At 61.7% G+C, this 16,093-nt stretch carries 12 protein-coding genes; 5 read left to right on the top strand and 7 right to left on the bottom strand.

The features are described from left to right. Nucleotides 1-138: 138 nt before the first annotated feature. Nucleotides 139-3,630, top strand: coding sequence for a hypothetical protein (locus IPJ76_09195; protein ID QQR84799.1), 3,492 nt, complete (start codon nucleotides 139-141; stop codon nucleotides 3,628-3,630). Nucleotides 3,631-3,745: 115 nt separating this feature from the next. Here IPJ76_09195 and IPJ76_09190 read toward each other — a convergent pair whose 3' ends face one another. Next, nucleotides 3,746-4,642 carry a hypothetical protein gene (locus IPJ76_09190; GenBank protein ID QQR84798.1) on the bottom strand — a complete coding sequence of 299 codons (897 nt, stop codon included), beginning with the start codon at nucleotides 4,640-4,642 and terminating at the stop codon, nucleotides 3,746-3,748. A 243-nt stretch (nucleotides 4,643-4,885) separates the two neighbouring features. Between IPJ76_09190 and IPJ76_09185 the strand changes: the two genes are divergently transcribed. Further along, the gene (locus IPJ76_09185) at nucleotides 4,886-5,581 is read left to right on the top strand and encodes a ComF family protein (GenBank protein QQR84797.1); all 696 of its coding nucleotides are present in this window, start codon (nucleotides 4,886-4,888) and stop codon (nucleotides 5,579-5,581) included. 6 nt (nucleotides 5,582-5,587) lie between these two features. Here the strand turns inward: IPJ76_09185 and IPJ76_09180 are convergent, their stop codons facing one another. Then, nucleotides 5,588-7,066: a GH3 auxin-responsive promoter family protein gene (locus tag IPJ76_09180; protein QQR88364.1), complete on the bottom strand. Its 1,479-nt coding sequence runs from the start codon at nucleotides 7,064-7,066 to the stop codon at nucleotides 5,588-5,590. Nucleotides 7,067-7,132: 66 nt separating this feature from the next. Here IPJ76_09180 and IPJ76_09175 point away from each other — a divergent pair, with 66 nt between their 5' ends. Together IPJ76_09175 and IPJ76_09170 are read left to right on the top strand one after the other, a co-directional pair. Further along, nucleotides 7,133-8,218, top strand: coding sequence for a DNA alkylation repair protein (locus IPJ76_09175; protein QQR88363.1), 1,086 nt, complete (start codon nucleotides 7,133-7,135; stop codon nucleotides 8,216-8,218). Nucleotides 8,219-8,287: 69 nt separating this feature from the next. Beyond that, nucleotides 8,288-10,111, top strand: a complete 1,824-nt coding sequence (locus IPJ76_09170; GenBank protein ID QQR88362.1) for a serine hydrolase — start codon at nucleotides 8,288-8,290, stop codon at nucleotides 10,109-10,111. A gap of 22 nt (nucleotides 10,112-10,133) precedes the next feature. Here the strand turns inward: IPJ76_09170 and IPJ76_09165 are convergent, their stop codons facing one another. Continuing rightward, complete coding sequence (locus IPJ76_09165) at nucleotides 10,134-10,583, bottom strand: DUF1211 domain-containing protein (GenBank protein ID QQR88433.1); 450 nt, start codon at nucleotides 10,581-10,583, stop codon at nucleotides 10,134-10,136. A 228-nt stretch (nucleotides 10,584-10,811) separates the two neighbouring features. Here IPJ76_09165 and IPJ76_09160 point away from each other — a divergent pair, with 228 nt between their 5' ends. Then, nucleotides 10,812-12,323, top strand: coding sequence for a hypothetical protein (locus IPJ76_09160; protein QQR88361.1), 1,512 nt, complete (start codon nucleotides 10,812-10,814; stop codon nucleotides 12,321-12,323). Between the two features lie 102 nt (nucleotides 12,324-12,425). On the opposite strand, the gene IPJ76_09155 is transcribed toward IPJ76_09160, so the two are convergent. The 4 genes from IPJ76_09155 to IPJ76_09140 form a co-directional block, all read right to left on the bottom strand. Then, nucleotides 12,426-13,340 (bottom strand): SH3 domain-containing protein, encoded by a 915-nt coding sequence (locus IPJ76_09155; protein QQR88360.1) that lies wholly within the window; start codon nucleotides 13,338-13,340, stop codon nucleotides 12,426-12,428. 194 nt (nucleotides 13,341-13,534) lie between these two features. After that, nucleotides 13,535-14,233: a hypothetical protein gene (locus IPJ76_09150; protein QQR88359.1), complete on the bottom strand. Its 699-nt coding sequence runs from the start codon at nucleotides 14,231-14,233 to the stop codon at nucleotides 13,535-13,537. 158 nt (nucleotides 14,234-14,391) lie between these two features. Then, the gene (locus tag IPJ76_09145; GenBank protein ID QQR88358.1) at nucleotides 14,392-15,384 is read right to left on the bottom strand and encodes an NAD-dependent epimerase/dehydratase family protein; all 993 of its coding nucleotides are present in this window, start codon (nucleotides 15,382-15,384) and stop codon (nucleotides 14,392-14,394) included. Between the two features lie 180 nt (nucleotides 15,385-15,564). Further along, entirely contained in the window at nucleotides 15,565-15,906 is a 342-nt protein-coding gene (locus tag IPJ76_09140; GenBank protein ID QQR88357.1) for a n-acetylglutamate synthase, read from the bottom strand. Between the last annotated feature and the right edge of the window lie 187 nt (nucleotides 15,907-16,093).

The raw sequence follows: 16,093 nt of genomic DNA, 5'->3' as shown, positions 1-16,093 counted from the left end.
TTCACGGTTTTCCCATCCTCCTGTTCCTGATTGGTCCACGCACGGTCTTCTCCTCTTTCCCGCACCCAACGGATACTTTTCCCCGGGGCGCGTACGTCATGCAAGGCTGCGCCCCCCCACGAACTCCACAAACCCCCTATGCCACGCCCGGTAAGGATCCTCCTGCCTCTGCTGCTGTGCCTTGTCGCGCAGGATGTTGTGGGCCAGGACATGTCCAATCGCCGCACGCGCGTGCTGGTGCCCACCAACGACACCCTTCGCCTCGATACGGTGAGCGTGGCGCCCGGCACATTCCGGCTCGCGCGAGCAGGGCAGGAACTCGGTGCGGAGGCCTACACCATGGACCCGTACAGCGCCCTGCTCTTCTGGCACGGCGACACCAGCAGTGCGGACACGCTGATCGCCACTTACCGTGCCTTGCCGCTGTCGTTCACTGCACCGCGCATGCAGAAGGACGAACAACGCATGCTGGCCGCACAGGAAGACCGCACCGATCCCTTCCGCTACCAACCACCGCGCGTGAACGAGGATCCCTTGGGCAGCACCGCGCTCAACCGCAGTGGGAGCATCAGCCGCGGTGTGCTCTTCGGCAACAACCAGGACCTGAGCGTGAACAGCACGCTGAACCTGGAACTCGGCGGCAGATTGAGCGACAACATCAATGTGCTCGCGAGCATCACCGACAACAACATCCCCATCCAAGCGGGCGGCAACACCCTGGAGCTGCAGGACTTCGACCAGACCTTCATCAAGCTCTTCGGCAACGAGAAACTGGAGGCCGGCGCGGGCGGCTGGGAACTCATCGCCGGCGACTTCGTACTGCAACGGCCCAAGGCATACTTCCTCACCTACCTGAAGAAGACGAAAGGCATCACGGGCACCACCACCTACACGCTCGGCAAGAACGTGCGCAGTGAGACCGGCGCCAGTGCCGCCATCAGCAAGGGCAAGTTCGCGCGCACCATCGTGCAGGGGTTGGAAGGCGTGCAAGGTCCCTATCGGTTGCGCGGCGATGAAGGCGAATCGTTCATCGTGGTGCTGAGCGGCACCGAACGCGTGTACGTGGACGGCCAGTTGATGACGCGTGGGCAGGAGAACGATTACGTCATCGACTACAACACCGCCGAACTGACGTTCACCGCCGTGCGGCCCATCACCAAGGACCGCCGCATAACGGTGGAATTCCAGTACAGTGACCGCAACTACACGCGTTCCCTCGTGCGCGTCGGTCATGAGTCCGTGATGGGCAAGACCACCGTACGCCTGAACGCGTACAGCGAACAAGACCATCGCAATCAGCCGCTGCAACAGGTGCTGAGCGATAGCGACAAGGAAGTGCTGGCCCTTGCCGGCGATGACCCCCTGCAAGCCGTGGTCCCCGGCGCCGACAGCGTGGCCTTCAGCGCCGACCTGGTGCTGTACCGGCAAGTGGATTCGCTCGGCTACACACCGGTGTACGTCTTCAGCAACGACCAGTCAGTGGCCTACTGGCAGCTCAGTTTCAGCAACGTGGGCGCTGGCAAGGGCGATTATGTGCAGAGCGACTTCACCCCGAACGGCCGCGTGTTCAAATGGGTGCCGCCCGACACGGTGAACGGCGTCATCGTGCGGCAGGGCGATCACATGCCGTTGAAAGCGCTCATCGCACCGAAGACGAAGCAGGTGGTGACGCTCGGCGTGGAGCAGCACTTCGGCACGGCTTCCAAAGCAGCGGCGGAAGTCGCGTACAGCAACTACGACCGCAATACGTTCTCGAGCGTGGGCGATGGCAACGATGAAGGCCTGGCCGCCATGGTGAGCGCCGAGCACGGCATTCCGCTCGGTCTGGCCGACAGCACCTTGCGTGTGGTGGTGGGCGTGAACGCCGAAGCGCTCAGCAGTGAGTTCAGCATCATCGACCGCTATCGACCTGCGGAGTTCGAGCGCAATTGGAACGCACAGAGCGTGCTGCTGAACGAGGACCAATTGCTCGCGGGGGCGAACGCGGGCATGAGCGGGCGCGAGCTCGGCGACTGGCGCTACGGCTTCAGCACGTTCCAAGTGCGGGACCGGTTCAACGGGGTGAAGCACGACGTGGTGGCCGACCTGCACCCCGGTAAATGGGCGCTGCGCGGCACGGGCAGCTGGCTCACCACGAGCGCACCGCAACGCAGCGATTTCATCCGGCACAAGGCCACGCTGCAACGCAACATGCGCTGGTTCACCATCGGTGTGCAGGACGAACACGAGGACAACCGCTTCCGCCGCACCGGCACGGACTCCCTCGCCGTGGGCAGCTACCGCTTCTTTGACATCACCGGCTTCCTGCAGAGCAACGACACGGCCAAGGTGAAATGGCGCGTGAGCGTGGGCCAACGCACCGACGATGCCCTGCGCAACAACGACCTGAAGCGCAGCACAGAGGCCACCACGTATGCCGCCCAGCTCGACCTGTCGCGCAACCCGCGCAACCGCTTGCAGACGGCGGTGAACTACCGTCAGTTGCGCATCGTGGACAGCACGCTCACCGCGCAACGGCCCGAAGACACTTGGCTCGCCCGCGTGGACCACGACCTGACCGCTTGGCGCGGTGCGGTGGTCACCGATGTGTTCTATGAGTTCGGCAGCGGGCTGGAGCAGAAGAGGAGTTTTGTTTATGTGGAAGTGCCGGCCGGGCAAGGCATCTACGTGTGGATCGATTACAACGGCGACGGCATCAAGGACCTCAACGAGTTCGAGCTCGCCAACTTCGGTTACGAGGCGAACTACATCCGCGTGTTCACGCAGACGAACGAGTTCGTGCGCACGTACAGCAGTCAGCTCAGCGCCAGCATCGATGTGCGGCCCGCCACCGTGTGGAGCGATAAGGACGGCGTGCGCAAGTTCCTTGCGCGCTTCAGCGACCTGGCCAGCTTGCGCGCCGACCGCAAGACCGCCGACAACGACCTGGCCGCCGCGTTGGATCCGTTCACCACCGACCCCACGGACACGTCGTTGCTCGCGTACAGCAGTTCGTTACGCAACACGCTCTTCTTCAATCGCACCAGTCGCGCATGGGGCATTGACCATACAGTGCAGAGCGACCGCACTCGCAGCTTGCTCGTTAGCGGCTACGAAGGTCGCAGCCACGAAGTCCAGCAACTGCGCCTGCGCATCAACGCCTCCACACGCTGGATGGTGGACATCGAGAGCGAAGTGGGCCGCACCGCCAACGGCAGCGATGTGCTCGGCGGGCGCAACTTCAATGTGTTCCGCCAGGGCGTGAAGCCACGCATCACGTGGCAGCCCGGTACGCAGTTCCGCGCGGCACTGGCTTACAAGCGCACGGAAAAGAACAATGCATTGGAGTTCGGCAACGAGCGTGCGTTGCTGCAGGACCTTGGGCTGGAGATCAAGTGGAACACGGCGGGCAAGGGCACCGTGCAAGCGAACGGAAACCTGGTGGAGATCAGCTACGACGGCATCGTTGACTCATCGCTCGGCAACGAGATGCTGAGCGGCTTGAAGCCCGGCACCAACGTCACCTGGAACATCACGGTACAGCGCCGCCTGAGCAGCAACTTACAGGTGGACCTTACCTACAACGGCCGCAAGAGCGAAGGCATCAACACCATCCACGTGGGCGGTGCACAGGTGAGGGCGTTCTTCTGAGGGTTGAAGACCACGGAGACGCGGAGACACGGAGAATACAGGGCGTGCAAGAAGAAGGGCGCAAAGACCGTGTCTCTGCGCCCTCCGTGGCTCTGTGCTGTGGTCTTGTCCCCGCTTACTTCAGGTCGAAGCCGGCCTTGCTGACCAAGGCCTTGTTCTCGTAGATCTCCACGTTGTAGTGGCCGCTCTTCATGTCGCCGGTGGCGGTCCAGAACACGCACACGTCAACGGGCGCATTGTTGTAGTCCACCTCGCGCTTGGCGCTGTACTCGCCCTCCACGCCATTGAACTGGAAACGGTTGTTGCCGTCGCTGGCGGGCAGCACCGAACCATCGGGGCTGATCACGCGCATGTAGAGCGTCTTGGCGCCAGCGTCAGTGACGGTGTTGGTGCCCAGCGTGAAGCAGCACTTCACCATTTCAGCCTTGCTGGCGCGCTCGGTCTCCACCTGTTTGCCGCTGCTGCGCAGGAACAGTGCGCCCGCGCTGATGGCCGTGGTATGCAGTACGGCACCGCGGTTGATCCGCTCCTCTTGGCTACGGGATTTTTCCTCCAACGCTGCTTTTTCACCGCTCACTACGCCCAGCTCGTTGGTTAGGTTGGCCTTGTCGGCCTGCAGCGAAAGGTTGGCTTGGTTCAGCGAGTCGATGGTAGCCACATATCCCTTCATGATGGTGCGTAGCGTCTCGGCCTCCTTTTTGGCCTTCGCGATCGTGTAGTTGCCGTTCTTCACCTTCGTCATCAGCTCCTCGATCTGCGCTTTTTGCGCGTCCATCTCGGCTTTGATCTGCTCGTTCTCCGTGCTCAGTGTGTCATACTGGACGAGCATTTCCTCCAACAACTTGGTCACGTTCTCCTTGTCTTCCTTGGTTTCGTCCAGGACGGCCGCTTGCGCTTCTATCTCGTTGCTGCCCTTGTTGAGGAAGTAAAGCGTCGCCAGGTTGCTGATGATCAGCAGCACCACGAGGGCGAGGAGGGCATTGTTGGAGCGGGGCTTCTGTTCGGTGCTCATCGGTAGAGGTCGGCGTAGGCGCCTGGTTCGGTATGGTTCAGGTGGCGAAGGTACCCCCGGTGCATCGGAGGCTTTTCAAGGGATAACGCGGTTACCAACAAAGTATTGAACCCGGTGATGGCTTTGGGCCGGCACTGGTCGACGGCTATCGGCTCTACGCAGGCAGCACATCACCGCCTGTCGGCGCGTTCGGGCCGTTGGGCGGATCGCACTTGGCGGCGGGGAGCTACTTTGCGGATCGCGATGGCCACCTGGTCCAATTATGCCGATGCCATGGTCTCGTTGATCATGCCGCGCTGCTGCCCTGGTTGCGACAGGCCGTTGAACAGCACCGAGCGGCACCTCTGCATGCTCTGCGTTGGCGACCTGCCGTACACGCACGCCATGAGCGACGCGCGCAACCCCGTGGCCCGCTTGTTCTGGGGCCGCGTGGAACTGGGCGGTGCCGCTTCGTTGCTGCGTTTCCAGAGCGGAGGCCGAGTGCAGCACATGCTGCACCGGTTGAAATACAAAGGGGACCGGCGGATCGGTGTCGGACTGGGACGCATGATGGGTGAAGCCGCCAAGGACAGCCCGCTTTTCGCCGGCGTGGATGCCGTAATGCCCGTGCCCCTCCACCGGCGGAAAGAGAGGATGCGGGGCTACAACCAGGCCCAGCTATTGGTCAATGGCTTGCGTGAGGTTTGGCCTTTGCAACCCGCAGGGGGATCACTGTTGCGCGTGGTCCACACTGCGACGCAAACGCAACGCGGCCGCTTGGAACGTTGGCGCAACGTGCGGACCGCGTTCAAAGTGGACGACAACACGGCGCCGACCGGGGCCCACGTGCTGCTGATCGACGATGTGGTGACAACGGGCGCCACCCTTGAGAGTTGCGCACAAGCCCTGCTCGCCTTGCCCGGCATGCGCGTGAGCGTGCTCACCGCGGCCCACGCGTGACCCTGGCTACGACAGCCCCTCAACGAACCGGCGGTCGTTCGCCAACCGCGGCATCTTGCTCTGTGCGTCGTTCATGCCGCGTGCTTTCATCCATGCTGTGAAGCCCCCGCGAGCAACGCTTGTAATGACCAACGGTCGTAGCACGCTACCGGTGATGAGATCCTTGTAGTAGGGATTGCGCGCTTGCAAAGCCTGGTCGATAAGCACCGCGAACCGCGACAGGTCGGAAGGCGGCGCGGCGAACTCGATGAACCACTCGTGGTACGGGAGCCCTTCGGCGGGGGTGAGCTGCGGCGCCATGGTGAACTCGGTCACTTCGCAGGGCAGCTGCTCAATGGCCGTGCGCAGCGCGCTCTCCACTTCCTCCCCGATGACGTGCTCACCGAAGGCACTGGTGTAATGCTTGGTGCGGCCGGTAACGATAACGCGCGGGGGCGACAGCGACACGAACTTCACCGTGTCGCCGATCTCGTAGCCCCACAGTCCGGCGTTCGTGTAGAGGACAAGCGCATAGTTGACGCCCAGTTGCACTTCATCAATGGAGAGCGGACGCGTGCCGGGTGCGTTGCCGTTCATCGGCAAAAAGCCGTAGTAGATGCCATTGTCCAGTACGAGCAGAAGTCCGTCACGGCCGTCCTTGTCCTGGTAGGCGATGAAGCCTTCGCTGGCGGGGAAGAGCTCCACACTGGGCACGCGTGCTCCGATCAGTGACTCCATGCGCGCGCGGTACGGTGCATAGTTCACGCCGCCGTACACGAACAGCGAGAAGTTGGGGAAGACGTCCTTCACCGTGCGTTTGCCGCTTCGTTCCAGCAACCGCTCGAAGTACATCTGCACCCACGCCGGTATGCCGCTGATCAAGCGCATGTCGTGGCGCAGCGTTTCGTCCACGATCGCATCCACCTTCGTTTCCCAGTCGGGGATCGTGTTCACGGCATAGCTGGGCAGGCGGTTCTTCAGCAAGTAGCGGGGCACGTGGTTGGCCACAATGCCGCTGAGGCGGCCCATCGGGATGGTGCCTTTGCGGTCGAGCGCCGGACTGCCTTGCAGGAAGATCATCTTGCCACCGACGAAGTCGGCGTTGCCGCTGTGCGCGATGTGGGCCAACAGCGCGCGCTTGGCGCTCTGGATGTGATTGGGCAGGCTCGCCCGGGTTATCGGGATGTACTTCGCTCCGCTGGTGGTGCCGCTGGTCTTGCACAGGTACAGCGGTGCGCCGGGCCAGAGCACATCCTGCTCGCCACCGATGATGCGTTCCACATAGGGCCGAAAGCCTTCGTAATCACGCAGCGGCACGGCCTGAACCAATGACGCATGGTCGTGAACATTGTCCAGGCCATGGTCACGGCCGAAAGCCGTGCGCGTCCCTGCCGCCAACAACTGCTTGAGAACCGCTCGTTGTGTGGCCACGGCATCGATGGCCCGCCGCAGAACGGCTTGGGTCACAATTCGGGCATACGGGCTGGCTATGGCCGACTTGAGCATCGGGCGCTAAGGTGTACCGATCCGTGAAAGAAGCTACGGTGCATGCCATGAGCGCATCTTCGCCGCATGGCCGACCAATTGAAAGAGATGTTCAACCGGGCGTATTTCGAACGCCTGGCAAAAGAGGTGGAAGTCGCCACGCCCAAAGTGGAACGCGCAGCCTTGGTGAAGGATCTGCTCGATGGTAATGAAGGGCGCGAACTCAATGCCCGTATGCGCCATGCGAGCATCACGCTGCGCAAGCACCTGCCTTCTGACCTCCGCAAGTCAGTGAACGCGTTGAAGGAAGTGGCCGAACGCATGCCGAGGGGCTACACTTCGCTGCTCTACCCGGACTTCGTTGGGCAATTCGGGCACGATGATCCCGCCTTCTCGCTCGATGCGCTGAAGTACTTCACATCCTTCGGCTCTTCGGAGTTCGCCGTGCGCGAGTTCTTCCGCCGCGATGCGAAAGGCACACTGAAGGTGATGCGCGGCTGGGCTGAAGATGACAGCGAGCATGTGCGCCGCCTCGCTTCTGAAGGAAGCCGACCGCGTTTGCCGTGGTCGTTCCGCCTGGATGCCGTGCTCAAGGACCCGAAGCTCACGACACCGATCCTGGAACGCCTACGCGCTGACGATTCGCTCTACGTGCGCAAGTCCGTCGCCAATCACTTGAACGATTTCAGCAAAGACCATCCAGCGTACATGATCGACGTGCTGCGCTCGTGGGACCATAAACACCCACACACCGCGTGGATCGCCAAACACGCCAGCCGCACGCTGATCAAAGCGGGGAACGTGGACGCGCTCGCGCTCTTCGCATTCGACAGCAAGGTGAAGGTGCGCGTCGATGACCTGGTCCTATCGCCGAAACGTTTGAAACTCGGCGACACCTTGGAATTCTCCTTCACCGTGACTTCCGAAGCCATACGGACGCAACAACTCGTCATCGACTATGCAGTCCACTACCGCAAAGCAAGTGGTGGCACCTCGAAGAAGGTCTTCAAGCTGAAGGAGCTCGAGTTACCCGCGAAAGCCTCGATACAATTGAGCAAACGCCAGCGCATCGTGGACTTCAGCACACGGAAGCACTACGCCGGGGAGCATGTGGTGGAGGTAATGGTGAACGGGAGGTCACGAGCGCAGGCAGCATTCGACTTGAAGACCTGAACCACCGCTCACACCGGTCGGACGAACTGGACCGATCGAACCACCTTCGCCTTCGAACAACTTCATCGCATGAGATCCGCTGCCCTACTGTTCGTCGCCATCCTCTTCGCAGCCTGCCAAACGCCCACGCGAACGGATGACCCCAACGAATTCATCCGCCGCCATGTGGAGACTGGCCTCTGCACACCCGTAGTGATCGAAGGTGATAGCACCTGGACCATCGAGGAACGGATGAAGCACTACGGCGTTCCGGGCGTCAGCATCGCCATCATCGATGACTTCAGGATCGCATGGACAAAGAGCTACGGCGTGATGGACACCACCAGCAAACGACCGGTCACGGACAGCACCTTGTTCCAAGCAGCGTCCATCAGCAAACCGGTCTTTGCCATGGCCGTGTTGAAGCTCGCGGAGCAAGGCGCGCTGGATATCGATGCGGACGTGAACACGATGCTCACCACGTGGAAGATGCGGGAGAACGAGTTCACCGCTACGGAGAAGGTCACGCTGAAACGACTGCTTGGCCATGTCGCTGGAACCACTGTGCACGGTTTCCAAGGATACCGTCATGGCGAACCGTTGCCCACGCTGGTGAACATCCTCAACGGCGAAGCGCCAGCGAATTCGCCGCCCGTGGTGGTGGATCAGACACCGGGCACGGGGTGGCGTTACTCCGGCGGCGGGTACTGTGTCGCATCGCAATTGATCCTCGACAAGAAGGGCGGCACCATTCCACAGCACATGCACGACCTTGTACTGCAACCGCTGGAAATGACAAGCAGCACCTATGAACAACCCATGCCCGCCGCCATGGAGCACAACGCTGCCAGTGGTTATGTGCCCGACGGTTCAATGACGGTCGGCAAGTGGCACATCTACCCGGAGATCTCGCCCGACGGCCTGTGGACCAACGCCACCGACCTCGCGCATTTCGTCATCGACCTGCAGCGGACGATCGCCACCGACAGCGGCAGGGTGCTGCGCCGCGCCACCGCCATGCAGATGGTGGAGCCGTATCTCGACCCGAACACGGCCGTGGGATTGATGCTGCACAACAAAGGCAGCGAGCGCTACTTCGAGCACGGCGGCTGGAATGAGGGCTTCTGCGGCCAGATCTACGGACATGTCAAGAACGGCAAGGGCGCGGTGGTCCTCATCAATGCCAACCAGCCGGAATTCATGTTCGAGGTCATCCGTTCCATCGCGCGCGCCTATGACTGGCCCGAGTTCGTTCCACAACACAAGGAGGTGCCGATGGACACGGTTCAACTGCGCGCCTTCACCGGGCGGTACAGGAACGGCAGCGACAACCTCGTCACCATCGCCCTGCGCAACGGCAAGCTCTACCGCGAGCCACTGCGCGAACCGCCCACAGAGCTTGTTCACATCGGCGACGGTGAGTTCGTAGGCAGGACGGATGAACGCAGTCGGCGCTTCTTGAAGGACGCTGCGGGCGCGATGACCTTGCAGGTGAGTGAAACGAAAACCGGTGATGTGATCTCGACGCTGTCGCGCATGAAGGACGATGAGCGCATCCCATTCGAGTCCGTGCTGCGCGGTGATCGTGATGCGGCTCTGCAAGCCTACACGACCATTAAGTCCGCCAACCCCAACGACGAAGCGGTGGATGAGCAAGCGCTGAACATGTTCGGATACCAGTTGATGAACACTGGCAGAGTTGAGCGGGCGCGCGACCTCTTCTTCATCAACATGCAGCTCTATCCAAAGAGTGCCAACGTGTACGACAGCTACGCGGAAGCGTGCCTGAAGCTCGGCGACAAGAAGCAGGCCCTGGAATTCTACAAGCGCACCTTGGCGATGGATCCGAAGAACCCGAATGCGACGCGGATTGTGGCCGAGTTGGAGAAGGAACCAGCAGGCGCCGCGAAGTAGCGCTGTGATCGCCGTCGGTTCCCTAGCCGACCAGTCGCGGATCGATCTGCCGCAGGTGGTGCTTCAGGTGCCCCACGCAATCGCGCATGAGCCGATCCAGCGTCGGTACGGCATCCGGCGGTAGTGCCGCATAGGTGCTGCCCATTGGAGCGCGATCCGTGCCCGGCTCCAATGCAATCGCCTCCGGAACGCGGTCCATCACATGCGCGATGTGCAGGTTGTACCGCGCCCACAACTCCAGCAGGTCGATCCGATCAGCATCGGCGTAGCCGTTCGCGCGCACCCGCTCTTCCTGCGCGTATGGCTCGAAGCGCAAGTGATCCACCGCCTGCAAGCGAATGAAACGGGCGAGGTTGTTGTTCGCGGGATCCAGCAGATGGCCGGTGACCGACCGTGCGGCCTGGAAAAGATGATGATGGTTGTTCCAATAGATACCGACATACAGGAAGCTGAGTGCGCAGCTTCTTCGAATTGCATCAAGCCCCGTTCACCAGTCCGATCGCCGTGGAGGCCTTCAACGCCTTCATCGACCAGCACTGATCGAACAAGTTGCCCGGATGAGCCCCGGGTGGACTCTTGGGCCGGGGCCAAGGAATCGACAGCGCGACAAGCCTGCGGTAATGTGGGGGACAGCCTGCGGTGGGCTGAGGAAGCCCCAAGAATCAAGCATCTATCTTCGTTCGCACACACCACCAACAGGATGAAGAACCTCTACGCGCTATCAACCTTTCTGCTGCTCACGGTGAGCGCCAGCGCCCAGGTCCCGCCCATCGGTTTCGCCACCCGGTTCGGAGACCCAACGGAAACCAATTCCAAGGGCGTGGGCGTCGATGCCTTGGGCAACGCCTATACCTGCGGCCTGTTCTCGGGCACCACCACCGTCGGCTCCCAGACCATCACCAGCGCTGGCAGCTACGATGTCTTCGTGGCGAAGCATGATGAACAGGGCAACGGGATCTGGGTGCGCGGATTCGGTTGGGCAGCGGACGAGCGGCCGTACAAGATCGTGGTGGATGAGCAGGGGAACAGCTTCGTGCTGGCACGGTGGTCGGTCCAGATCACGGTGGATGGCACGACGTACACCAGCAACAACGACTCGCGGGATGTCTGCGTCATCAAACTGGACGCCAATGGTGACGTCCAGTGGTTCTCCGCTTTCGGCGGCACGCTGGAGGAGTTTCCGCAGGACATCGGGCTTGACGCCGATGGGAACATACTCGTGACGGGCTACTTCACCCAGAACCTCACGGTGGCCGGAGATTCCTTCACCAGCAGCTCCACCGATGCATTCCTGGTGAAGTTGGATCCGGATGGTACACCGCTCTGGACCCGAGTGCTCGCCGCCACGGGTGGATCCTATGGTCGCGCACTCGCGGTGGATGCCGTAGGCAATTGTTACGTAACGGGCACCGCCACCGGGACCGTGGATGCCGGTATGAATTCCTTCACCATTGGAACCGGCTATAGCATCTTCCTGGTCAAGTACGACGCGGCGGGCGTGGACCAGTGGGCACAGAGCCCCGTCACGTCCACTAATATCGCGAACGCATGGGGCTTGGCGGCCGATGCGGCAGGCAACACGTACATGGTCGGAAGCTTCGATGATCAGCTCCAGATCGGAGGATTCTCGCTCGTGGCGAGCGGCAACCTCTTCGCCGATGCGTACATCGCCAAATTCAACACCGCCGGTGTCGTACAATGGGCCTATAAGATGGGAGGCGCCTCATCGGAGCTGGGGTGGGAGGTCATCGTGGACAGCAACGCGAACCCATACGTCATCGGCGATTTCTCCGGCAGCACCAATGTCGGTGGTTTCAGTCTCACCAGTGATGGCGGGGTGGACGTCTTCTTGACCAAACTGGACCCGGCTGGAAGCTTCCTGTGGGCGACCCGGATCGGTGGCACCGACAACAACCACGGCGCCGGACTCGCCACCCACCCCAACGGGAATTGCTATGCCACCGGCACCTTTCTGGGATCGATGCTGGTGGGAACCGAACTGCTCGTCTCCGCCGGTGACGGTGATGCGTTCCTTGTGAAGTACGGTACCGACCTGGTGACCGGTGTGCCCCAGTTGGAGCGATCAGCCAGCAAGGTGGAAACGGGCCGCTACAATGTGCTGGGGCAACAGGTGAATGCGCTGTACAACGGCCTGCGGATCGTGCGCTACAGCGATGGCAGCAGCGCGCGGATGATGACGCTGGAGCAGTGAACGCGCCACCTGTAAGCAGACGGACCGGCAGCACATGCGGGATCCGGTCGCTAGGCGTGCAGGACGAATAGCAAGGACCGGCTGCTCCTGAGGCCGCGCGGTTCAATGGCCCACCGACAGCCGGTAGCTCATCCGCTCCGTGTCCTTCCCGGTCGGGATCAGGGCACGTCCGTCCCACCGCAGGTATTCACGGACCAGTGTGCGCGTGATCGACGGGCCCTCTTCATCTTCTTCCCGCTTCCTTTTCTCCTCGTCGGGATCCAAATAATTGCTCGTCTCGCGGATGATCACGCCCGGCAAGCCTTCGATGTTCGAGGGAAAGATGAAGTTCTCGTCCGTGCTGTAGTCCCCGTCGGGCGAACCGAGCAGATCGGCCACGTGGTGGAAACGGCCGCCGCTCCAGAACACCACCACCATACCCGTGGTGCAGCCGCAGCCGCCGATGCAGGGCACGTCCAGAAGGATCACATCGTCCACGTTCCGAAGACCGAGGTTGCCTGCGTTGCGCACCGCTTCGAAGCTCCATGCGGGTGATCGCACCACGATCCGGTCGATCTCCTTACCGTCCTTCACAGCCACGATGCGGAAGGAGACATCGATGCGCGAAGTGTCCGGCGGCACCACATGATCGAGGCCAGCGAAGAACTTCACCGTCGGGTCCGCAGTGCCGCCGAACGCTTGCCCCGTCAGGTTGCCGCCCCAGATCCAGCCAGTGCGGTCGCCGGCCGACACCCGGTACCAATTGCTGCGCACGCCATCCACCACCAGCGTGTCCGGGATTCTTTCTTCCACGATCACGCTCCGGCCCGGAGCAAGTGACATGATGAGGGGTGCATCCGTGGATGGGGCGGAGCGCAGCGCGGAAGCACCGCGCAGCACATACACTGGTGATGCCTCCTGCGGGAACATGTACTGGCTCCGCGGCGTGTGGTGTACGAAGGCCCAATCCCGTTCCTGGGCAATAAGGCCGAATGGTATCAGCGCCAGGAAGAAGAGTGAAAGGCGCACGTGGTCCATTGGTCCGGCTTTCGCAGTTCGACGCAGCTCACGCCGATGGCGGCATAGGTCAAGCACATACCTCACCAAAGCTCGCACATTCCTGGGGCAAGCCGCCCTCATGTCGCAAGTGTTCCCACCCAACGCATGATCCGTACGGTGCGCATGCTGGACCCACCAGCGGGGAACCTTACTGGCACTCGGGTCCGTGCCGATCACTGCTTCACCCAGCCGCCATCGAACAGCTGATAGCGCACGGTGGCGCTGAGTTCGACCCCTTCCGAAGGGATGCCATCGGGACAGGTGGGCTGCGGGGTCAGGGTGAATGCGCCTGTGGTGAAGCTGACCTCATGGTAGGTACACGAACGCTCCCCCTCACTGCCGACGATGGTGCGCTGGTCGTAGGGTATTGAGTCGGTGCCGGACCCGAAGGTGTTGGTCCATTCCTCGCGGCTTTGGCCATGCACCAACCGCAACAGGCACCGCCCCGCTTGCAGGTCCCACACGGTGATGGCCCGATCCCGCTCGTGGATGGCGTGCTCCCAACCGGTGTGGCCGACGTAGTGCATCGTGCGCAGCACCACCTGCAAGTGGCCGTTGCCGAGGATGTCGGCCGTGACCGCCTGAACCTCGTTCACGGCACCATCCATGAGCACAGGATGGAGTGCGTAGCCGCCATCCTGCTTCAATGCGAGCACATAGCGCCTACCATACCAGTCGCCCGTCATTTCAACGAGCTTCGCGTGGACCTCCGGCAATTCCGCCACCACGGCCCCAAGGCTGTCCAGGTCGGTCACCTGCTGCACATCGGCCGGAGCGCAGAAGTAGAGCGTGTCGGGAAAGACATGGTCATCCTGGGCGATCATTGAACCCGTGAGCAGCAAGCACAAGGACAGGGTTGTCGCGCATCGCATGATCGAAAGCTAACAACGGATGTTCCCCGGTGGCGCAAGATGCGGGAGCACGGCGGACACTGCGAGGCCCCGCGAAGCAGCGAGCCGCAGGCTACGCTCAGAAACCGCGACACCCTACCGGCAGTTGGAGGACGGATCACACTGCGCTTGACCACGTGCTAATCCATCGACCGGGCGCACAGCCCAAGCAATTCCCGACGTTGCCCGTCACTCATGCCGTATCCGGGTTGCGGCCATCCGCGCTTATCGAAATGGTCCAGCGTTGCGCGGATACTCTCCAACCGATCCGTCGGAACAAGCCCCAGCTCATCCTTGATCCGTTGGTTGCTGTACGTGAAGTGGTCCCCATCGATCCAGAGCGGCATGTCCAGCCAAGGGCGCACGCCATGCCCCTTCAAGAAGGAAGGCGACGCGTTGCGAACGGGGACCGATCGCTGGAGCAAGGCACTTGTCACGCGTACGATCTCTCCGATGGAAGTCTCCGGGACCGTGATCGTATTGTACACTTTGGATCGCGTTGGCTGCTCCATGGACCGTACGATCGCTCTCACCAGATCCTGGACATAGGTCACTGAGAATTTCCGTTCGCCGTTGTCCGGCAGAAGCAGTTCATCCTTGCACTTCACCTGGTGCAGCCAATAGTAGAGGCGGTCCGTTGGGTCGTACGGTCCATAGACCAAGGCAGGCCTGAAGACGACGTGGTCCAAACCCGATGCCGCGAGGATGCGCTCGCACTCCGCCTTCCGGTTGCCGTATGTCGCTGGCGAATCGTCCGCGTATTCCGCCCGGGTGCAGCCCAAGACCCTCGCCTCTTCGTTCCGGAGGATGTGGGTATCGTTCGGTTCATACACCGAACAAGTGGAAACGAACACATACCTCTCCGGCCGGCCCTTCAAGTTCCGCAGCGTTGACTTGAGGTCGTCCGGGAAATAGCAGGACAGATCAACCACTATATCCCAGTCCTTGGAAGCGATCCGCTCAATTTCCTTCGTGCGGCGATCACCGATGATCCGCTCGACACCGGGAAAGAGTTCGCCCCCTGTGCGTCCCCTGTTGAACAGCGTGATGGCGAAACCTTCGATCCCGAGCATGCGCTCCACCAGGTTGCGCCCGATGAACTGGGTGCCGCCGAGGATAAGAGCGGACTTCATGGTGGTAAAGGTCGCGGTCCGTGGCGAAGGATCCGGCTTGGGGATCGGTCGGCCATCGGCTCATCGCTTCGCACTGCTTCGCGGAGCCTCGCAGTGACTGCCTCGCGACAGCGGTTTGCCCCGGCGGAGGTTTGGGAGGTCACCCTGCACGGGTCAAGGCCGATCGAAGCGGTGAGCGATTCAGTGGACCTCCTCCAACACCGAATTGCCGCTCGATCCATCGCCACTGGTCCATCGCCATTCCTCGTGCAGGCGTATGCGCCCGTCAGGGAGGATCTCAGGCGTTGAACGGCAAACTCCGGTCATCAGCTCGGCGCGGTCGTTCACTTGGTGATAGCGCATGTCCAAGCGACCCATATCATCCACCAAGGCGATCAACTGTCCGCTTACGATGCGGCCACCGGAATAGCTGCACGTAACGATGCGCCCCGTTTGCTTGTAGTGGAACTCCACTTCGGGCGACACTTCTCCATTGGCGCTGTTGCTCACGGGCACGAAGCGGCGGTCGTTGTAGTCGATCATGGAGTTTGGGCGAGCGGGTGAAGGTCCGATATCCCAGCGATAGATGCGCACGAATGGATGCGAGCCGCAGGCTTGCTTGCCGGAGGCAGGGTCGACCGCTCATCGCTTCGCAAAAGCCTCTCGAGCAGCGGACAGACCCGGCGGAGGTTTGGGAGGTCACCCTGCACGGGTCAAGGGACGATGAGCA

It is taken from the genome of Flavobacteriales bacterium (genome assembly GCA_016699575.1).
Classification (GTDB): Bacteria; Bacteroidota; Bacteroidia; order Flavobacteriales_F; family PHOS-HE28; genus PHOS-HE28.
This window is presented reverse-complemented; position numbering and strand designations above follow the sequence as displayed.